17 protein-coding genes are annotated in these 18,987 nt (G+C 69.4%); 13 read left to right on the top strand and 4 right to left on the bottom strand.

Annotated elements, in window-relative coordinates; all coding sequences use genetic code 11:
* Positions 1 to 73 precede the first annotated feature (73 nt).
* The 4 genes from ACWFRF_RS29855 (at position 74) to yczE (ending at position 3,160) form a co-directional block, all read left to right on the top strand.
* Entirely contained in the window at positions 74 to 244 is a 171-nt protein-coding gene (locus ACWFRF_RS29855; RefSeq protein ID WP_379297953.1) for a YbdD/YjiX family protein, read from the top strand.
* 67 nt (positions 245 to 311) lie between these two features.
* Positions 312 to 1,925: a DNA-3-methyladenine glycosylase 2 family protein gene (locus ACWFRF_RS29850; RefSeq protein ID WP_452453439.1), complete on the top strand. Its 1,614-nt coding sequence runs from the start codon at positions 312 to 314 to the stop codon at positions 1,923 to 1,925.
* Positions 1,918 to 2,430: a methylated-DNA--[protein]-cysteine S-methyltransferase gene (locus ACWFRF_RS29845; protein ID WP_378996583.1), complete on the top strand. Its 513-nt coding sequence runs from the start codon at positions 1,918 to 1,920 to the stop codon at positions 2,428 to 2,430. Before ACWFRF_RS29850 ends, ACWFRF_RS29845 begins: the two co-directional genes overlap by 8 nt.
* Positions 2,431 to 2,506: 76 nt before the next feature.
* Positions 2,507 to 3,160 carry a membrane protein YczE gene (gene yczE / locus ACWFRF_RS29840; protein WP_379313941.1) on the top strand — a complete coding sequence of 218 codons (654 nt, stop codon included), beginning with the start codon at positions 2,507 to 2,509 and terminating at the stop codon, positions 3,158 to 3,160.
* A gap of 26 nt (positions 3,161 to 3,186) precedes the next feature.
* On the opposite strand, the gene ACWFRF_RS29835 is transcribed toward yczE, so the two are convergent.
* Together ACWFRF_RS29835 and ACWFRF_RS29830 are read right to left on the bottom strand one after the other, a co-directional pair.
* Positions 3,187 to 6,417, bottom strand: coding sequence for an AAA family ATPase (locus ACWFRF_RS29835; RefSeq protein WP_452453437.1), 3,231 nt, complete (start codon positions 6,415 to 6,417; stop codon positions 3,187 to 3,189).
* Positions 6,418 to 6,463: 46 nt separating this feature from the next.
* Complete coding sequence (locus ACWFRF_RS29830; RefSeq protein ID WP_452453435.1) at positions 6,464 to 7,651, bottom strand: exonuclease SbcCD subunit D; 1,188 nt, start codon at positions 7,649 to 7,651, stop codon at positions 6,464 to 6,466.
* Positions 7,652 to 7,834: 183 nt separating this feature from the next.
* Here ACWFRF_RS29830 and ACWFRF_RS29825 point away from each other — a divergent pair, with 183 nt between their 5' ends.
* Together ACWFRF_RS29825 and ACWFRF_RS29820 are read left to right on the top strand one after the other, a co-directional pair.
* On the top strand, positions 7,835 to 8,983 hold the full coding sequence (locus ACWFRF_RS29825) for a DNA recombination protein RmuC (RefSeq protein ID WP_449963607.1): 1,149 nt from the start codon (positions 7,835 to 7,837) through the stop codon (positions 8,981 to 8,983).
* Between the two features lie 51 nt (positions 8,984 to 9,034).
* Positions 9,035 to 9,880 carry a DUF6542 domain-containing protein gene (locus tag ACWFRF_RS29820; protein ID WP_379316944.1) on the top strand — a complete coding sequence of 282 codons (846 nt, stop codon included), beginning with the start codon at positions 9,035 to 9,037 and terminating at the stop codon, positions 9,878 to 9,880.
* A gap of 60 nt (positions 9,881 to 9,940) precedes the next feature.
* Here ACWFRF_RS29820 and ACWFRF_RS29815 read toward each other — a convergent pair whose 3' ends face one another.
* Positions 9,941 to 10,960: a 4-hydroxy-3-methylbut-2-enyl diphosphate reductase gene (locus ACWFRF_RS29815; protein ID WP_378664336.1), complete on the bottom strand. Its 1,020-nt coding sequence runs from the start codon at positions 10,958 to 10,960 to the stop codon at positions 9,941 to 9,943.
* Between the two features lie 114 nt (positions 10,961 to 11,074).
* On the opposite strand from ACWFRF_RS29815, the gene ACWFRF_RS29810 reads away from it, so the two are divergent.
* The 4 genes from ACWFRF_RS29810 to ACWFRF_RS29795 all read left to right on the top strand — a co-directional run bounded on the left by ACWFRF_RS29810 (position 11,075) and on the right by ACWFRF_RS29795 (position 14,843).
* A complete protein-coding gene (locus ACWFRF_RS29810) occupies positions 11,075 to 11,668 on the top strand; it encodes a lipid droplet-associated protein (protein ID WP_378996598.1) in 594 nt (197 codons plus the stop codon).
* A gap of 88 nt (positions 11,669 to 11,756) precedes the next feature.
* The gene (gene xseA / locus ACWFRF_RS29805) at positions 11,757 to 13,043 is read left to right on the top strand and encodes an exodeoxyribonuclease VII large subunit (RefSeq protein ID WP_378996600.1); all 1,287 of its coding nucleotides are present in this window, start codon (positions 11,757 to 11,759) and stop codon (positions 13,041 to 13,043) included.
* The gene (locus tag ACWFRF_RS29800; RefSeq protein ID WP_378638114.1) at positions 13,040 to 13,300 is read left to right on the top strand and encodes an exodeoxyribonuclease VII small subunit; all 261 of its coding nucleotides are present in this window, start codon (positions 13,040 to 13,042) and stop codon (positions 13,298 to 13,300) included. Before xseA ends, ACWFRF_RS29800 begins: the two co-directional genes overlap by 4 nt.
* 127 nt (positions 13,301 to 13,427) lie before the next feature.
* The gene (locus ACWFRF_RS29795) at positions 13,428 to 14,843 is read left to right on the top strand and encodes an FAD-binding oxidoreductase (RefSeq protein WP_452453432.1); all 1,416 of its coding nucleotides are present in this window, start codon (positions 13,428 to 13,430) and stop codon (positions 14,841 to 14,843) included.
* A 2-nt stretch (positions 14,844 to 14,845) separates the two neighbouring features.
* On the opposite strand, the gene ACWFRF_RS29790 is transcribed toward ACWFRF_RS29795, so the two are convergent.
* Positions 14,846 to 15,415 carry a DUF4245 domain-containing protein gene (locus ACWFRF_RS29790; RefSeq protein ID WP_387445873.1) on the bottom strand — a complete coding sequence of 190 codons (570 nt, stop codon included), beginning with the start codon at positions 15,413 to 15,415 and terminating at the stop codon, positions 14,846 to 14,848.
* A 127-nt stretch (positions 15,416 to 15,542) separates the two neighbouring features.
* Between ACWFRF_RS29790 and glpX the strand changes: the two genes are divergently transcribed.
* The 3 genes from glpX to ACWFRF_RS29775 all read left to right on the top strand — a co-directional run bounded on the left by glpX (position 15,543) and on the right by ACWFRF_RS29775 (position 18,946).
* Positions 15,543 to 16,586 (top strand): class II fructose-bisphosphatase, encoded by a 1,044-nt coding sequence (gene glpX, locus ACWFRF_RS29785; protein WP_378993025.1) that lies wholly within the window; start codon positions 15,543 to 15,545, stop codon positions 16,584 to 16,586.
* A gap of 30 nt (positions 16,587 to 16,616) precedes the next feature.
* On the top strand, positions 16,617 to 17,459 hold the full coding sequence (locus tag ACWFRF_RS29780) for a patatin-like phospholipase family protein (protein WP_378993026.1): 843 nt from the start codon (positions 16,617 to 16,619) through the stop codon (positions 17,457 to 17,459).
* 86 nt (positions 17,460 to 17,545) lie between these two features.
* Entirely contained in the window at positions 17,546 to 18,946 is a 1,401-nt protein-coding gene (locus ACWFRF_RS29775; RefSeq protein ID WP_378993027.1) for a class II fumarate hydratase, read from the top strand.
* Positions 18,947 to 18,987 lie beyond the last annotated feature (41 nt).

Here is an 18,987-nt window from a genome sequence, read left to right as displayed (position 1 = left end):
GATCGCTACCGCGAGCTCGGATGCGACCGTGGGGGCACGCCTGCGGGCGGTTCTCGGCCGAGCGTGGGCGGCGATGCGCGCAGTCGCCCGCTGGTACAGCGCGATCAACGGCGGCCAGGATTACCAGCGGTATGTCGACCACTTGCGTCGCACGCATCCGGGGGCCCCGGTGCCGTCCGTGCGCGACTACTGGCGCGAACGCTATGCCGAAGCCGAGCGCAATCCCACCAATCGCTGCTGCTGATCGCGGTCCCAGACCCGCGGGATCGGTGGCCGATTTCCGCTAGCACCCCGCTCGCGCGGGTGCCATTGTGGAACTCGTGACCATCACTGCTTTGGACTTCGAGGGCTGCTACCGGGCGGTCTCCACCCGCGACTCCCGCTTCGACGGGCAGTTCTTCACCGCGGTACGCACGACCGGCATCTACTGCAGGCCCTCGTGCCCGGCGATCACACCCAAGCGGGCCAATGTGTCGTTCCTGCCCACCGCGGCGGCGGCGCAGCAGGCCGGTTATCGCGCGTGCCGCCGGTGCCTGCCCGACGCCGCGCCCGGGTCACCCCTGTGGAACGTGCGAGCCGACCTGGCCGCTCGCGCCATGCGGCTGATCGGCGACGGGGTGATCGAGCGTGGTGGGGTACCCGGACTGGCCGCCACCCTCGGCTATTCGCAGCGCCAGCTCACCCGCGTGCTCACCACCGAACTCGGGGCAGGCCCGCTCGCGCTGGCCAGGGCGCACCGCGCGCATACCGCGCGGCTGCTCATCCAGACCACCGAGATGCCGATGTCGGATATCGCGTTCGCGGCGGGGTTCGCCAGCATTCGGCAGTTCAACGACACCGTGCGCGAGGTCTTCGCGGTGAGTCCGACAACGATGCGGACCGAATTACGCCGGTCGCCGCGCGCCGATGTCGTCGCACCCGGCACCCCCGGATTGCTGACCTTGCGGCTGCCGTACCGCGAGCCGCTCGATACCGGGTGGCTGACCTGGTTCCTCTCGGCGCACGCGGTGGCCGGGACGGAACAGTGGGAGGACGGGGTCTACACGCGCAGCCTGCGTACTCCGCACGGGCACGCGACTGTTCGGCTGTCTTTCCAGCCCGGTCATGTGCGGGCGGAGTTGGCATTGCGGGATATGCGTGATCTCGCTCCGACTGTCGCCCGGGTGCGGCGTCTGCTCGATCTGGACGCGGATCCGCTGGGGATCGACGCGGCACTCGGCATCGACGCAACGACCGGAGCCGGCGGCCGTGGTGGTCACGGCGGCGGCCGCGTGTTCGGCAGTGACGACCGATCCGGTGATGGCGCAACCGATTCGGGTGCCGCAGGGGTTGCGCACGGAATCGCGGGGCACGGATTCACGCCGGGGATTCGAGTGCCCGGGTGCCTCGATGGATCAGAGTTGTTGCTGTGCACGATGATCGGGCAACAGATTTCGGTGCGGGCAGCGGGGACGCATGTCGCACGGCTGGTGGACGCACTCGGCGAGCCGATCGAAGGACCGGTGCCGCGACTGTTCCCGACGGCCGAGGCGGTCGCCGAACACGGTGCCGAGGTGTTGACCGGGCCCGCGCGCAGGGTGGCCGCGATCGTGTCCGCGGCGCGGGCGCTCGCCGACGGCGAACTGGTCCTGCATTCCGGCCGTACCGCCGATGATCTGCGGCGCGACCTGCTCGCACTCGATGGAGTCGGGCCGTGGACGGCCGACTACGTCACCATGCGATCGCTGGCCGATCCCGACATCCTGCTCGACACCGACCTCGTCGTGCGCCAAGGAGCCGCGCTGGCCGGGATCGACCTCGGCGACACCACCCGCTGGGCGCCGTGGCGCTCGTATCTGTCCATGCACTTGTGGAAGACCGCGCTCGAACATCGTGGCGCGCTTGTCCGTGAACCCTCTCCTCAGGAAGCGAAAACCCATGACTGACACTGCTCTTCGTCTCGCCGATGTCGCGACCGTCAGCACCCCGATCGGCCCGTTCACCACCATCGCCGATTCCGACGGCGCCGTGCTCGCCTCGGGCTGGACCGGCGACCCGACCACGCTGACCGGCCTGATCCACGCGACCTTGCGCCCGGCCGAACTGCGGCAACGGGATTCGCTCGGCGCGGTGACCAAGGCCGTCATCGACTATCACGCAGGTGATCTCACCGCGATCGACACGATCGCGGTGCGTCAACAGTCCGGTGAGTTCCTCGTCCATGCCTGGGAAGTCCTGCGCAAGGTACCGGCCGGTGAACCGGTCACCTACACGGAGTTCGCCGGACTCTCCGGGCGTCCGGCAGCCACGCGAGCCGCGGCCAACGCCTGCGCGCGCAACTCCGCCGCGCTGTTCGTGCCGTGCCATCGTGTGCTGCGGATCGGCGGAGCGCTCGGCGGGTTCCGGTGGGGGCTGCAAGCCAAGGCCTGGTTGCTCGCGCACGAAAGCTGAGCAGCGGCACACGATCAGGCCAGTGATCGCCGATTGGCTCTTTTTTTCAGGTCCAGTAGGCCGGATTCTGTTACCTATGCTCACTCGTCGGTTGGTCGCGCTGTACGTCGGTTTGTGGTTGTACGGCACCTCGATGGCAGTGATGATCCGAGCAGGACTCGGGCTCGACCCGTGGGACGTGTTCCACCAAGGGGTCGCCGCGCATGTGCCGCTGAGTTTCGGTGTGGTGACCGCGCTGACCGGGATCGCTGTGCTGCTCGCCTGGATTCCGTTGCGGCAGCGGCCGGGGCTGGGGACCGTCAGCAACGTGGTGGTGATCGCGATCGCGGTCGACGCCGGGTTGTGGGCGATCCCCGCCGTGGACGGCGTGTGGCTGCGGGTGCTGGCCATGGTCGCCGCGGTGGTGGTGAACGCGGCGGCGACAGTGCTCTACATCGGTGCGGGAATGGGTCCAGGTCCGCGCGATGGACTGATGACTGGACTGGTCGCGCGGACCGGTTGGCCGGTGTGGTCGGTTCGCACCGGGATCGAGGTCTCGGTGCTGACCACCGGGTGGTTCCTCGGCGGCAGCGTGGGAATCGGCACGCTGGTCTACGCCTTCGGAATCGGCCCGCTGGTCCAGCTGATGATCCCGTTCGTCGACGGCAAGCTCCCCGGATTCACGCCGCTCGCCCGCCAGGAAGCGGCGCCATCCGTGGAGCGTCCGCAGGCTCCCGCCGCGCCGTGCTGACATGGTGACGGCCTCACCGGGCGAACTCAGGCGACGGTGGCTTCCAGCCGCGATCCTGCCCGACCGCGCACTACGTGGAGGCGGCTGGGGATGCGCTGACGCATTTCGTCTACGTGGCTGACGACGCCGACCACGCGCCCGTTCGCCCGCAGTTCGTCGAGGACACCCATCACGGCGTCGAGAGTGTCGGCGTCGAGGCTGCCGAAGCCTTCGTCGATGAACAGGGTGTCCAGGACCAGCCCACCGGTTTCGGCGGCGACCACATCGGCCAGACCGAGTGCCAATGCCAGCGAGGCCATGAAGGTTTCGCCGCCGGAGAGCGTTTTCGCCGAGCGGATCGCGCCGGTGTAGTCGTCGCGGACGTCGAGCCCGAGGCCCCCGCGTCTGCCCCGTGGGCCCGCCTTGTCCGAGTGGACGAATTCGTAACGGCCACCGGACATCCGGCGCAGACGCAGTGATCCCGCGACCGCGACCTCTTCGAGCCGTGCCGCGAGAACATAGGAGCGCAACGACATTCGCCGGTTGTTCTCGCCCCTGCCCGCGACCACTTCCGCCAGGGCCGCCAGCTCGTCGAAGACACGCTGCTCGGGCGCGATCCGCTCGACCTCACCCCACAGCTGCGTCCCCAGCTGCTCGAGCTGGGCGACCCGCTCGGTGGCCGCCGACCGGGCCGCCACCGCCGCAGTGAGCGCACTCTGCGCTTCGGTGAAGCGCTGCTCGAGCGCGTTCAGGTCGCCCGGCGTCTGCTCGGCGACCGCCTGGATCCGGGGCTCGGCGAGCACCGTCTCGGCATGTGCGCGGGCCCGGTCCGCGGCGGTGAGTTCGGCTTCGATCGCGGCCTGCTGCTGCGCGGTCCGCGCGGCAGCGGTGACGACCTGGGCGTAGGCGGTCAGCAGTGCGATGTCGTCGCGAGGCGGTGCTGGTTCGCCCGGCTCTTCGCCGACCGGCTCGTCATCGAGCGGCTCGTCATCGAAAAGATCGAACAGGCTGGGAACGCCCGTATCGGCATCGGCGACCGCAGTTCGCCCGGCGGTACGAGTCGTCGATTCGTGTGCCTCGAGCTGCGCACTCGCCTCGTATCCCGCCGGAACGAGACCTGCTGTACGGGCGAGGTTTTCCACACGGGTGGCGATGGTGCGGACGGCGTCGCGGGCGGTGCCCTCCTCGGTACGGGCGGTGCGGAGGGTGGCGGCGGCGGTGATGAGGGATTCGAGGCGGGTCGTGGGGGCGTCGACGGTGGCGTCGGCGCCCGCGGCGGCACGCAGGCGGGTGGTGAGTTCTTCGAGGCGGGTGCGGGTGGCCGCGATGTTGGCCGTGCTGGTGCCGAGGCGGGCGTCCGAGTCGCGGGACTGCTCGTGCAGGGCGGCTTCCTCGGTGCGCAGGGCCTCCAGGCGGCTGGTCAGGGCGGGGGCGCGTTCAGCGGCTTCGGCCGTGTCGTCGAAGCGGTGGGTGGCGGTGCGGACCGCGGCGGCGAGGGCGACGGGGTCGGCGTCGCCATCACGCGCGGTCAGCGCCTCGATCTCGCGTTCGATGGCGCTGATGCGTTCGGCGAGGCGATCCCGCGCGGCCTCGGCGACCTGTTCGGCCGCCTGTGCGGCGTCCTCAGCGTCCTTGGACACCGCGTCGCCGGTGGGCTGCGCGGGTTCCGGGTGATCGGCGGACCCGCAGACCGTGCACGGCGCACCCTCGGTGAGCGCGCCCGCGAGTTCGGCGGCCATGCCGGCAAGGCGGCGGGTGCGCAGGTCGAGGACACGCTCCCTGGCGTCGAGGTGGGCGCGCCAGGCCGTGTCGTGTTCACCGCGCGCCGCGTCCAAAGCCGGTCGGCGACGGGCGATCTCGACAGCGGCCGCCGCCGCGTCCTGCCACTTGGCCAGCTCGTTGCGAACCCCGGGCAGCGCGGCGGCCGCGTCGGTGGCCTCGCGGAGCTGTTCCTGAGCAGAACCGATCAGTGCCGGCAGTTCGACCCGCCGCTGCGCCAGCTCCGCCGCACGCCGCGTGAGCTGGGCGGATTCGCTCTCGTGAGCGGCGAGATCGTCGGCGAGCCTGCGTGCGATCACCGCATCCGCGCGCACCTCACCGAGCACACCGAGCAGCGCGTTCCACTGGCTGATCGCCGCATCGAGATCACCCTGGACGTCCACGCCGCCATCGCCGTTCGGCTCGGCCGGCACGACGGTCAGCAGACCCACACCCGCGATATCGGCCGCCGCCGGTGCACTCAGACGATCGGCCAGATCAGCTGCGGCGCTGCGGGTGCCGGCTTCCGAGCGACGCAGGCCACGGACCGCGGAGCGAGCCTCGTCGATGGCATGGACGACGGGCTCAGCCAGGCGAGCTCGGTCGAGTTCGCGTTCGAGTTCGGCGCGGCGAGCAGCGGAGGCGGTGTAGGCGTCCAGTTCGGAGCGGGCCGCGGCCATGCGGGTGCGCAGCTCGGTGACGCGGCGTTGCTCTTCGGCTTCGGCGCGGGCCTCGGCCGATTCTTTGTGGCGCAGTTCGGCATTCGTGGTCGCCTCGGCGAGGGCGGTACGCGCGGTGGCCAGAAGTTCCTGAGACCACGTCACCGAGTCCTTGATGCCGATCGATTCCGCGCCGCCGTATCCCGCCGCCATGCCGACCTTGGTGATCAGGCGGTCGATGCCCTGCTGGCGCGTGGTGAGTTCGCTTTCGGCCGCGCGTCGCCGATCCGACAACCATTTCTCGGCGGTACCGAAACGTTGGGTATCGAAGAGCTTTTCGAGCAGTTTCTCGCGGTCCTCGTTCTCGGCTCGCAGGAATTTGGCGAAGTCGCCCTGCGGGAGCAGCACCACCTGGAAGAACTGGTCGGCGCTCATGCCGAGCAGACGCAGCACCTCGTCGCCGATATCGGTGATGCGCGAGAGGTTCTCACCGCTGCCGTCGAGCCAGGTGAGCGTGGCCTGGGGTTGCAGCAGCCGGGTTCCGGTGCCGTTCTTCTTCGGGCGCTCGAATTCGGGCGAGCGGGTCAGGCGCAGCAGGCGGCCGCCGAGCGTGGCCTCGAGCACGACACTCGGTGGTGTCTGCGAATCGGCGTGGTCGGAGTGCAGGCGCTTGCTCTCCCCGCGCGCCCCGGGCACCTTGCCGTAGAGGGCGAAGGCGATGGCGTCGAGGATGGTCGTCTTGCCCGCGCCCGTATGCCCGTGGAGCAGGAACAGCCCGTCGGCGCCGAGTGCGTCGAAATCGACGACGGTGGTCTCGGCGAACGGTCCGAACGCGGTGAGTTCGAGCCGGTGCAGCCTCACGCGATGGCCCCGGCGACGAGCGCCGCCGTGAACCCGGAGCGCGAGCTCACGCAGTCAGCTCCGATGCCACCGGCTCCTCGGCGGATTCGCCTCGGCCCGAGTCGGTTTCGCGAACCGCCGCGGCCAGCGCCCGCTCCACCCATGCCATCTCCCCCTTGCTCGGTGTGCCACGCACGTCGGTCAGGAAGCTCGCCGCGACCTCCGTGTCGCGACGACCGTGCACCCGCTCGCGGTAGTGCAACTCCGGATTACCTTCCGGCCGTGCCCATTCCACGTGCACCGCGTGCGGAAACCGCTCGCGCAGCTTACGCATCGGATCCACCGGACGGGTGATGTCGGTGATCGTGGCGGACACGTAGTGCTCTTCGGACGCGGCGAATTCGGCGCCGGTGAGCAGGGAATCGATGGTGCCGGTGAGTCTGCTGAGCCCGCGCACCTGCGGCAGCTCGCGGCGGTGCACCGCCGCCAGACCTTTCGCGTCGAGGTCGACGATCCAGACCGCCTTGCGATGGGAGCTCTCCCCGAACGAATACGGCAGCGGGGATCCGCTGTAGCGCACCGACTCCGAGAGCGTCTGCGGCGAATGCAGGTGCCCCAGCGCCACATAGTCGATGCCGTCGAAGGCCGACATCGACACCGTCTCCACACCACCCACCGAGATGGACCGTTCCGAACCCGTCGCCTCGCCGCCGATCACGAACGCGTGCGCCAGCACCACCGTGCGCGTGCCGGACCTGGCGGCGATGTCGGCACGAATCCGGCTCATCGCGGCATCGAGGATCTCCGCGTGCGAGTGCGCCTGTGGCACACCGAGTTCGGTCCGGGTGATCTCCGGTTCCAGATACGGGATGCCGTAGAAGGCCACGTCGCCGTCGTCATCGGACAGCACGATGGGCCGGTGCGCGTCGGCGACCCGCGTACACAGGTGCAGGCCACCGGCCGCGGCGAAGCTCGCGCCCGCACCGAGCCTGGCGGGCGAGTCGTGATTGCCCGAGGTGGCGACGATCGTCGCGCCCGCCGCCCGGATCGCCTCGAATCCACGATTGCAGACCCCGATGGCATCGGCATTGGGGATGGAGCGGTCGTAGATGTCGCCGGGCACCACCACCACGTCGACCGATTCGGCCGCGACCAGCTCCGCGACGGCCGACAGCACCCGCGCCTGATCGGCCAGCAGGTCGACACCGTGAAAGGTGCGCCCGATGTGCCAGTCGGAGGTGTGCAGGATCCGCATGTCGCGAACCGTAGGGCACACCCCCGACAGATTTCAATCGACGCACCACACGCGTGTAATTCACCGGCGTGGCGCACGAGGCCGCGCACACACCACCAAGATGTCCGGCGGGAATGCCGCCGCCATGCCCGGTTTGCCCGGGAATTGCGAACTTGTCGGTGGGCTCGGGCAGTATCGCCTCCCATGACCGCTTCGATGCTCGTCGCGCTCGTCTTCGTCTTCGCCGCAGGCTTCGGTCTCGGCTGGCTGGGGCATTCCGCCCGGGGTGGCCAACGCGCCGCCACCGCGGAAGCCCGGCTCGCCGCGGCCGGCGACAATCAACGGTTGCTGCAGCAGTCGCTGCACTCGGCCAACGAGGATGCGGCGCGCAGGCATTCGGCCGCGATCGGCGCGATGGTCGATCCGCTGCGCGACGCGGTCGGCGCGTTGGAACAGCAGATCCGGCAGGTCGAACACCATCGGATCGACGCGTACTCGGGATTGCGCGAGCAGGTCGCGGGCATGCAACGCACCTCGCATCGGCTCTCCGATCAGACCGGCCAGCTGGTCGCCGCGCTGCGGGCGCCGCAGGTGCGCGGCCGGTGGGGTGAGATCCAGCTGGAACGCGTGGTCGAACTCGCCGGCATGACCCGGCACTGCGACTTCGATACCCAGGTATCCCGGCCCGGCGGCGACGATCGGGGTGCGGTCCGGCCCGACATGGTGGTGCGGCTGGCCGGCGGCAGGCACATCGTCGTCGACGCGAAGGTGCCGTTCTCGGCGTATCTGGACGCGGCGACCACCGACGACCCCGGCGCACGCACCCCATTGCTGGCCCGCCACGCCAAACACCTGCGCGCCCACGTCGACCAATTGGCCGACAAGGCGTACTGGGCGGCCTTCGATCCGGCACCGGAGTTCGTCGTACTGTTCGTGCCCGGCGACCCGTTCCTCGACGCCGCGCTCACCACCGATGCCGACCTCTTGGAGTACGCGTTCGGCCGGAACGTGATCCTGGCAACCCCCACTACATTGATCGCGCTGCTGCGGACGGTGGCGTTCAGCTGGCGGCAGGAAGCGCTCTCGCGCGATATGGCAACGGTGCAGCAACTGGGCAAGGAGCTCTACACGCGGTTGGGCAAGGTCGCCGAGCATCTGGACAATCTGGGCGTGAATCTCGGTAAGGCCGTAGCGGCTTTCAACGCGACCGTGGGTTCGGTGGAGTCGCGGGTCATGGTCACCGCGCGCCGGATGCACGATCTCGGCATCGCCGATCAGGAGCTCCCGGCAATCCGGCTCACCGAGACCCGACCACGCGTCGTCGCGTTCGCCGACGTCGAGGATCGCGTCTGAGATCCCCGTGCCGTGGCGCCCACAGGGCCGATGTGCAGTTAGTGTCATAGTGTGGCTGCTTCCCAACGTGCGCGACCCCGGGTGCCCGCGCCGCAACGTTCGATCGTGCCCTCGGTACCCGGCATCCCCGCCTGGGCCGCGATTCTGCTCGCCGCGGGTGCGACAGGTCTCGGGTTCCTGATCGACGGATTCGGCGGCGAGACCTATCCGACCGGCACGTTCTCGGCGCTGTATGTGCTCGGCTGCGTGCTCGCTGTCTGCGCGGTGCGCTTCCGCGGCCTGTTCTCCACCATGGTGATGCCGCCGCTGCTGCTGTTCGTCGCGGTGCCCCTGGCCTGCCAGATGCTGGGTGGCCGCGCCACCACGTCGATCAAAGACGTGCTGATGAACCTGATCATCCCGCTGGTGGAGCGCTTCCCGACGATGGCGCTGGCCACCGTGCTGGTGCTGGCGATCGGCGGAGCCAGGATCGCGATCGCCAAGCGCGCACCCCAGACCGCTCGCCCCGCCCCGGAGCGCCGGACCGAACGCAAGCCGGTCAAGCGCCGTCGCCCCGAGCCGGCCCCCGACCTCGCCACCGCCGCCCGCAAGCGGCCGCGCCGCGGCACCGCGGTACTGGACGAAGCCGATACCGAGGTCGACATGGCGAGCCCGGCTCGCCGACCCGCCCGGCCCGCCGAACCGAAACGGGCGCCCGCCGCGGCCCGGCCCCGCGAGCCTCGCGCCGCCCGCGGTGAACCCCGCGCCGCCCGCGCGGCCGCCGCACCGCGCGAACCCGAACCGGCCAGGGTCCCCCGCCGCCGTGGCGACGCACCCCCGCATCCGCAGCCGAACGTGCGCTATCGAGACCGCGCCGACTCCGCCCGCACGGAACGACGTCGCCCCGACAACGTCTGAGAACGAAGAATCCCCGCCGAGATCGATCGGCGGGGATTTTCTGTGTTCAGCTCAGGCGGGTCAGCTCTGCGAAGGCGCGTCCCGGCGGGCGGGGCGGAGCTCACGAGGCAGGGAGAACACCAGTGTCTCGTTGGCCGTGGTCACCGGCTGGACCTCACCGAAACCGTGTTCGGCCAGCAGGTCGAGGACCCCGGTCACCAGGATCTCCGGCACCGACGCGCCGGAGGTGATGCCGATGGTCCGCACCCCGTCGAGCCAGGCCAGATCGACCTCGCGCGCGTAGTCGACCAGATACGCCGCCTTCGCGCCCGCGCCGAGCGCCACCTCGACCAGTCGCACCGAGTTCGACGAGTTGCGCGAACCGACCACGATCACCAGATCGCATTCGGGCGCCATCGCCTTGACCGCGGTCTGCCGGTTGGACGTGGCGTAGCAGATGTCGTCGCTGGGCGGGTCCTGCAGCGTCGGGAAACGTTCGCGCAGCCGCTCGACGGTCTCCATGGTCTCGTCGACCGAGAGCGTGGTCTGCGACAGCCAGATCACCTTCGATGGGTCGCGCACGGTCACCTTGTCCACCGAGTCGGGCCCGTCGACCAGCTGCACGTGCTCAGGCGCCTCACCGGCGGTGCCCTCGACTTCCTCGTGGCCTTCGTGGCCGATCAGCAGGATGTCGAAGTCGTCGCGGGCGAACCGCTTGGCTTCCTGGTGCACCTTCGTGACCAGCGGACAGGTGGCGTCGATGGTGCGCAGGTTCCGTTCGGCGGCGGTCTCGTGCACGATCGGCGCGACACCGTGCGCGGAGAACACGACCAGCGCGCCCTCGGGCACCTCGTCGGTCTCGTCGACGAAGATCACGCCCTGCTCACGTAGTGTTTCCACGACGTGGCGGTTGTGCACGATCTCCTTGCGCACATAGATCGGGGCGCCGTGTTTCTCGAGAGCCTTCTCCACGGTCTCGACGGCGCGGTCGACGCCTGCGCAGTAGCCGCGCGGCTCGGCCAGCAGCACGCGCTTGCCACCGGCAGCATTCGCGCCCGCGGAGCGCGTGATACCGACGTTCAAGGGGATTGCCGAGGTCATATCCCACAGCTTACGTGCGCGCGAGAGGCCCGATCAGGTCGGATCAAGGGGCGAAAGTCACACAACAGGGGTGTGGACCTTTGCATCACACCCGGTTTGCGGCAGGCTGGAGTCATGTTTCGACCTCCGTTCCTGGCCAGGGTGGCCGCCGGCGCCGCCGTATACGCCTTAGAAGAGACCCGGCGACTGCCCGTCGCCGCGGTCAATTTCCCGATCACCGCGCTCAGTCGCGTGCTGCAGACCACGATGCATCTGCAGCAGTTCGTCACCAGCCTCGCGCTCAAGGGTGACGGTGTGTTCGAGCGGCTGGGTTCGGCTCCGGCCGAGCAGCCCGCCTGGGCCACCTTCGACGAGGACCTGGAGCCCGCGCCCGCCACCAACGGCCACACCAGCCGCTTCGACCTGTTCGAAGCGCCGGAGGCCCCGCAGACCAACGGCAAGGCCGTGCCCGCGTCGCTGCTGCTGCTCGAGACCGAGGAAGAGGTCATCGAGCCCGCCGACGAGCCCACCGAGGAGGAGGTCGTAGCCCCCGAGGTCGCTATCCGCTACGACTACCCCGCGATGACGCTGGCCCAGCTGCGCGCCCGGCTGCGGATGCTGACCGTCGAGGAGCTGGCCCAGCTGCTGGCCTTCGAACAGCAGACCCGCGCCCGCGCCCCCTTCGTCACGATGCTCACCAACCGCATCGCCACCGTCCAGGCGCAGTGACAGACTGTCCGTCGAAGCGGCCGCCATCCGACACCTCGGATGGCGGCCGCTTTTTGGTTGTGTCGGTGGCCGCGCGTAGAACTGACCTATGACTCAGGACGGCGTCGCGCAGGCCGGCGCTCCGGCGAATTCGGCGGAGCAGCCGTATCCGGTGCGCTCGGTCGCGGTGAAGGTCGCCCAGTGGATCGAACGGCTCGGCAGCATCTGGGTGGAGGGGCAGGTCACCCAGATCAATCTGCGCCCCGGCACCCGCACCGCGTTCCTGGTGCTGCGCGATGCCTCGGTGGACATGTCGCTGTCGCTGACCTGCGACCCCGACCTGTTGCGCAGGCTGCCGGTGCCGCTCACCGAGGGCAGCCGCGTGGTCGTCTACGGCAAGCTGCACTTCTTCACCGGCCGGGGCACGGTGTCGTTGCGGGTCACCGAGATTCGCGCGGTCGGCATCGGTGAGCTACTGGCGCGGATCGAGCGGTTGAAAGCCCTCTTGACGGCTGAGGGCCTGTTCGATGCCAGGCTCAAGCGGCCGCTACCGTTCCTGCCCGCGACGATCGGGCTGATCACCGGACGGGCGAGCGCGGCCGAACGCGATGTCCTATCCGTGGCCCAGAACCGTTGGCCCGCAGTCCGATTCGTCATCCGCAATACCGCGGTGCAGGGTCCGGCCGCGGTACCGCAGATGCTCGAAGCGCTGACCGAACTCGATCGCGACCCCGAGGTCGAGGTGATCGTGCTGGCGCGCGGCGGTGGCAGCGTCGAAGATCTGCTGGCCTTCTCCGACGAAGCACTGTGCCGGGCGGTCGCCGCCGCGCGCACCCCGATCGTCAGCGCCATCGGCCACGAACCCGACAATCCCCTGCTCGACCTGGTCGCCGACCTGCGCGCGGCCACCCCCACCGACGCCGCCAAACGCATCGTCCCCGATGCCGCCGCCGAACTGGCCGGGGTGCGTGAGATGCGGGCGCGCTCGGCGGCCGCGTTGCGCGGCTGGGTCCAGCGCGAGGAACACACCATCACGCAGTTGCGATCGCGCCCGGTCCTCGCCGATCCCCTGCGCGAGCTGAACCACCGTCACGACGAGCTGGAACGCTTGCGCACGGCCGCGAGACGCACAGTCGACCAGCTGCTGCGCAGCGAGTCGACGACCACCCTGCACCTGCGCGAGAAGCTGACCGCGGTGGGTCCGGCCGCCACCCTGGCCCGTGGTTACGCTGTCGTGCAGCGCGTCGCCGGTCCCGAACGGCATGTCGTGCGTTCGATCGATGACTCCCCCGCGGGCAGCCAGCTCCGCATCAGGGTCGCCGACGGAGCCGTCACCGCCGCGGCACTGGGCACCCAGCGACTGACGCCAGAGACCACCGACGAGAAGAGGACGTGACCGTGGCCGACGCCGGTTCCGAGAACACCGCTGCCGACACCCTGGCCGAGATCGCGGCCTTCGGCTACGAACGCGCCCGCGACGAGCTCATCAACGTGGTGAAGATGCTCGAACAGGGCGGCCTCGACCTGGACGACTCGCTGGTGCTGTGGGAGCGCGGCGAAGCCCTGGCCACCCGCTGCGAACAGCATCTCGCCGGTGCGCGCCGCCGCGTGGAAGACGCCCTGTCCCGCGCCGACCTCGACACCGCCGACTGAGCACGCGCACCGACATCGCACCTTTACCGCCGCGAAACACCGGCCGGGCACGCTGATGCCGGGTCGGTCCGCCGAGGGATCGCCCTCCGGGCGACGCGCGGAGAGTTCGAACGACGGAGTACGGCCGATGTCACCCACCGATTCGCTGACGAGCCTGCGCGCCGACCTGGGTCCCATCACCTTCTCCACCGACACACGCAAGCTGCGCACCAAGAGCCGCGACCGGTTCGCGCAGAGTCCGGTCCTGCGAGACCTGTTGCGCGGGCGCAATGCCGAGATCTTCATCGCGCCGCGCGGCAAGGACGAGTTGCGCACCGCGGTGGCCGCCTGCGCGCGTCATCGCATCCCGATCACCGTGCGCGGGGCCGGCTCCGGCCAGTTCGGTCAGGGTGTGCCGCTGCGCGGTGGCGCGGTGATCGATGTCACCGCGCTCGCCGGCGTCATCGGCTGGCACGGCGAACCCGGCAGACGCTCGCCGACCACGGTGCGCGCGCTCGCGGGCACTGTCGTGGCCGATATCGACGCCGCGATCCGCCCGTCCGGTTGGGAGCTGCGGATGCACCCGTCGACGGCGCACCAGGCCACCATCGGCGGCTACATCGCGGGCGGACACGCGGGAATCGGCAGCTGTCGCTGGGGCATCCTGCGCGACACCGGCAACATCACCGCGCTGGAAGTGGTGACGGTGGAGGAACACCCCCGGCTGATCGAGTTGCGCGGGCGCGATGTGAACACCGTGCACCACGCGTACGGCGCCAACGGCATCATCACCGAGGTCGAACTGCCGCTCGCCCCGGCTTGGGAGTGGCACGAACTGGTCGTCTCGTTCCCCGATTTCGCGCAGGCGGCCCGCTTCTCGGTCGACATCTGCCGCAGCGACGGTGTGCTCACGAAAGTGGTTTCGCCCCATGCGCATCCGCTCCCGCAGTACTTTCCCGAACTCGCCGGATTGATTCCCGACGGCGAGTCGATGGTGCTGCTGATGGCCGCCGTTCAGTCGGTGCCGAATGTGGAGGATCTGGTGCAGGACAACGGCGGCCGGATCCGGTACCGGTGCCTCGAGGGCAAGGGCAGCTACGGTTCGCCCCTCTACGAGTTCACCTGGGGCCATTCGATGTTGCGCTACCAGCGGCACAACGACGAGCTCACCGGGCTGATGGCCCTGTTCCCGCAGCGGGATCTGTACGAGTCGATCGTCGGCATCCACCGTGAATTCGCGGAGTTGGGGCCGCTGCACGTGGAGATGAAGCGAATCGACGGCGGTCTGTCGTGTCAGGGCTCACCGGTCTTCGCCTTCGAGAGCCAGGAGCACTTGGCGGCGACCACCGAGCGGTTGCAGCGGGCGGGGTTGTTCATCGCGAACTCGCACACGCCTGTCCTCGGCGCGGGCGGCATGAAGCCGTGGGGCCCGAAAGAGGATGCCGCCAAACGCGAATTCGATCCCTACGGCCTCCTGGCCCAGGGCAAGTCCGACGACGCAGAAGACACCATCGCCACCTCGACCGCGCTACCCAACAGCGGGTGGTCCTACCGGCTCAGCTGAGGCTACTTCTTCGCCAGCGGTTGAGCTGTCGTGATCGCCGTCGCGAGGGTGGTGAAGGCGGCCTCGTTGCCCGCGCCGGTGATCAGGATCCGTACGCCGCCGAGGTCGGCGATCCAGCCGGTTTCCTCGGTCGGTTCGGTGTAGACGACCCATTTCTGCCCGGCCACGTCCTGCGTCCCGGTGGGATAGCGAGAACCGAGTTGCTGCCGCGACAGCGCCTCTTCGGAGGCATCGGTCTGCGAATACCGCATGTAGGTGCCCTGCGGGGTGATGTAGCCGACCGTGCTCACGGCACCCCCATCCGCGGTGGCGATGGTGTCGCGGCTGCCCGAGTTCGACACCCAGCCCTGCGGCAACACCGGCTTGCGGATCGGGAACGACAGGGTCTTCGCGTCGGAGGTCAGCGCGGCATCGGCATCGAAATGCGGGATCTGACCCTGCGTCGGGCCGTTCGTCGCCACCGTGCACTGGCTCGCGACCCCGGCCAATACCACCGCGGCCAGCACCAACGGGATCAACGACCAGAACAGATCGCGGTAGTCGTTGAAGATGCGGTGCTTGGTCTGTGCCACGGCTACCAGTATCCACTCGAGTCCTGACCAGGCCGCCAAGGGGTCATCGCAGGAGGTCGTGCACGAGCGTGCCGTTTCGAAATGCGACAATGCCCCCGTAACACCAACGCCAAGGAGGCACTCCGCAATGACGGCATCATCGCCCGCCCCCAGCCGCCGCGAGGCACCCGATCGCAACCTCGCGCTGGAGCTGGTCCGCGTCACCGAGGCAGGCGCGATGGCGAGTGGCCGTTGGGTCGGCCGTGGCGACAAGGAAGGTGGCGACGGCGCGGCCGTCGACGCCATGCGTCAGCTCGTCAGCTCGGTGTCCATGAAGGGCATCGTCGTCATCGGCGAGGGCGAGAAGGACGAAGCGCCGATGCTCTACAACGGTGAGCTCGTCGGCGACGGCACCGGCCCCGAGGTCGACTTCGCCGTCGACCCGGTCGACGGCACCACCCTGATGTCGAAGGGTTCCCCCGGCGCCATCTCGGTGCTCGCGGTCGCCGAGCGCGGCGCCATGTTCGACCCGTCCGCGGTGTTCTACATGCACAAGATCGCCGTCGGCCCCGATGCCGCAGGCTCGATCGACATCACCGCCCCGATCGGCGAGAACATCCGCCGCGTGGCCAAGGCCAAGCGGCTGTCGGTGTCCGATCTGACCGTCTGCATCCTGGACCGTCCCCGCCACGAGGACACCATCCAGCAGGCACGCGACGCGGGCGCCCGCATCCGCCTCATCTCCGACGGTGACGTCGCCGGCGCCATCGCCGCCGCGCGTCCCGAGTCCGGCGTCGACATCCTGGTCGGTATCGGTGGCACCCCCGAGGGCATCATCGCCGCCGCCGCGCTGCGCTGTCTCGGCGGCGAGCTGCAGGGCATGCTCGCGCCGAAGGACGACGAAGAGCGGCAGAAGGCGATCGACGCGGGCCACGATCTGGATCGGGTGCTCTCGACCACCGACCTGGTCTCCGGCGACAACGTGTTCTTCTGCGCCACCGGCGTCACCGACGGCGACCTGCTGCGCGGCGTGCGCTACTACGGCGGCGGCGCGTCGACCCAGTCGATCGTGATGCGGTCCAAGTCGGGCACCGTCCGCATGATCGACGCCTACCACCGCCTGACGAAGCTGCGCGAGTACTCCTCGGTCGACTTCGACGGCGACGACAGCGCGAACCCGCCGCTACCGTGATTCGGGGCTGGGCGTCCCTATAGTCGAACTATGGCAGCGCCCAGCACCGCCCTGGTCCTCGGCAACGGCGGAATCGCCGGTATCGGCTGGCAGATCGGCATGATCGCCGGACTGGCCGAGGCCGGGGTGGACCTGCGGTCGGCCGATCTGGTGATCGGCACGTCCGCGGGCGCGGTCGTCGGGGCGCAAATTCGCAGCACGCTGTCGACCGACGAGCTCTACAAGCGGCAGCTGGGGCGGCTCAACGCCGAGATCCCGAACCGGCTCTCGGTCAAGCAGCTGGCCACGTGGGCGTTCATCGCGGGCACCGCGCCCAGCGAGACCAGCGCGGCACGCCGAGTCGCGAACGCTTCGCGCGGCAGGTCGACGATCGACCCCGTGTTGCGGCTGGCGGCGGTGTCCTCACGCCTACCCGAGAAGTCGTGGCCGGCACAGCCGTTGTGGATCACCGCGGTCGACGCCGACACCGGCGTGTTGAAGGTCTTCGACCGCGACAGCGACGTCTCGCTCGCCGAGGCGGTCAACGCCAGTTGCGCGATCCCGTTCGCCTGGCCGGAGGCGTCGTGTCACGGGCACCACTACCTCGACGGCGGTGTCCGCTCCCCGCTGAATCTGGATCTGGCGAAGGGCTACGACCGGATCGTCGGCCTCGCGTCCAACATTCTCACCCCGCGCCGCAGCGGGAAGATCTCCGCCCAGCTCGCCCACCTCGGCTCGGCCAGGGTCACGGTGATCCATCCGGACCAAGCCGCGCGCAAGGCCATCGGCCCCAACGAGCTCGATCCGCAGCGCGTACACGGCGCCGCGCTGGCCGGCCACACCCAAGCCAGGGACTTCGCCGACGAGGTGTGCGCGGTCTGGCCCACCGACTGAGTCCGGCGAGTATTCCTGCCGCGGATGTGGGATTTCGCGCTGGTGTGTGGCCACCATTCGCGGTGTTCTCGTCCTAGGGTCGAACTATGGCTGACGACGACGCGCAGTACCGGATCGAGCACGACACCATGGGAGAGGTTCGCGTCCCCGTCGACGCCCTGTGGCGGGCGCAGACGCAGCGGGCCGTCGAGAACTTCCCGATCAGCGGGCGGGGACTCGAGCGCGCCCAGATCCGGGCGCTGGGCCTGCTGAAAGCCGCGTGCGCTCAGGTCAACAAGGATCTGGGCCTGCTCGATCCGGTGAAGGCGGATGCGATCATCGCCGCGGCGGGCGAGATCGCGAACGGGGAGCACGACGACCAGTTCCCGATCGACGTGTTCCAGACCGGTTCGGGCACCAGCTCGAACATGAACGCCAACGAGGTGATCGCCTCGATCGCCGCCCGTAACGGGGTGAGCGTGCACCCCAACGACGACGTGAACATGTCGCAGTCCTCCAACGACACCTTCCCCACCGCGACACACCTGGCCGCCACCGAGGCCGTGATCACCGAACTCGTTCCCGCGCTGGACCATCTGCGCCTGGCGCTGCTCGACAAGTCGCAGCAGTGGCGCACCGTGGTGAAGTCGGGCCGCACCCACCTGATGGACGCGGTGCCGGTGACGCTCGGCCAGGAATTCGGCGGCTACACCCGCCAGATCGCCGCGGGTATCGAACGCGCGATGTCCGTGCTTCCCCGCCTCGGCGAGTTGCCGATCGGCGGCACCGCGGTGGGCACCGGTCTCAACGCGCCCGCCGGATTCGGTGCGAAGGTCGTCGCGCAACTGGTACGCACCACGGGAATCGACGCGCTGCGCGAAGCGCAGGATCATTTCGAGGCCCAGGCCGCGCGTGACGGACTCGTCGAGGCCTCCGGCGCGCTGCGCACCATCGCGGTCAGCCTGACCAAGATCGCCAACGACATCCGCTGGATGGGTTCGGGCCCGCTGACCGGACTCGGCGAATTGCAGCTGCCGGACCTGCAGCCGGGTAGCTCGATCATGCCCGGCAAGGTGAATCCCGTACTGCCCGAGGCGGTGACGCAGGTGGCGGTGCAGGTGGTCGGCAACGACGCGGCGATCGCGTTCGGCGGGGCGAGCGGGGCGTTCGAGCTCAATGTCTACATTCCCGTGATGGCGCGCAACCTGCTCGAGTCGATTCGCCTGCTGGCCAACGTTTCTCGCTTGTTCGCCGACAAGTGTGTGAGTGGGCTCGTCGCCGACGAGGAGCACCTGCGGACCCTGGCCGAATCGTCACCGTCGATCGTCACCCCGCTCAACTCGGCCATCGGCTACGAGGAAGCGGCCGCGGTCGCCAAACAGGCACTGCGCGAGAAGAAGACGATCCGGCAGACCGTCATCGACCGCGGGCTCGTCCCGGACAAGCTCTCGCTCGAAGAGCTCGATCGCAAACTCGACGTGCTGGCGATGGCCGACGTCGACCGCTGAAACGCCGAACGGCCGTCACCTCGCAGGAGGTGACGGCCGTT

Source organism: Nocardia sp. NPDC055165 (assembly GCF_053606985.1).
The sequence above is the reverse complement of the archived record's forward strand: the minus strand, read 5'-3'. Positions and strand labels throughout refer to the sequence as shown.

What these genes read in the sequence shown, in the direction of transcription:
- yczE (WP_379313941.1), top strand. Translation starts at nt 2,507, where the DNA reads ATGCTCACTCGTCGGTTGGTCGCGCTGTACGTCGGTTTGTGGTTGTAC.
- ACWFRF_RS29775 (WP_378993027.1), top strand. Translation starts at nt 17,546, where the DNA reads ATGGCTGACGACGACGCGCAGTACCGGATCGAGCACGACACCATGGGA.
- ACWFRF_RS29855 (WP_379297953.1), top strand. Translation starts at nt 74, where the DNA reads ATGCGCGCAGTCGCCCGCTGGTACAGCGCGATCAACGGCGGCCAGGAT.
- ACWFRF_RS29830 (WP_452453435.1), bottom strand. Translation starts at nt 7,651, where the DNA reads ATGCGGATCCTGCACACCTCCGACTGGCACATCGGGCGCACCTTTCAC.
- ACWFRF_RS29825 (WP_449963607.1), top strand. Translation starts at nt 7,835, where the DNA reads ATGACCGCTTCGATGCTCGTCGCGCTCGTCTTCGTCTTCGCCGCAGGC.
- glpX (WP_378993025.1), top strand. Translation starts at nt 15,543, where the DNA reads ATGACGGCATCATCGCCCGCCCCCAGCCGCCGCGAGGCACCCGATCGC.
- xseA (WP_378996600.1), top strand. Translation starts at nt 11,757, where the DNA reads ATGACTCAGGACGGCGTCGCGCAGGCCGGCGCTCCGGCGAATTCGGCG.
- ACWFRF_RS29845 (WP_378996583.1), top strand. Translation starts at nt 1,918, where the DNA reads ATGACTGACACTGCTCTTCGTCTCGCCGATGTCGCGACCGTCAGCACC.
- ACWFRF_RS29815 (WP_378664336.1), bottom strand. Translation starts at nt 10,960, where the DNA reads ATGACCTCGGCAATCCCCTTGAACGTCGGTATCACGCGCTCCGCGGGC.
- ACWFRF_RS29780 (WP_378993026.1), top strand. Translation starts at nt 16,617, where the DNA reads ATGGCAGCGCCCAGCACCGCCCTGGTCCTCGGCAACGGCGGAATCGCC.
- ACWFRF_RS29810 (WP_378996598.1), top strand. Translation starts at nt 11,075, where the DNA reads ATGTTTCGACCTCCGTTCCTGGCCAGGGTGGCCGCCGGCGCCGCCGTA.
- ACWFRF_RS29795 (WP_452453432.1), top strand. Translation starts at nt 13,428, where the DNA reads ATGTCACCCACCGATTCGCTGACGAGCCTGCGCGCCGACCTGGGTCCC.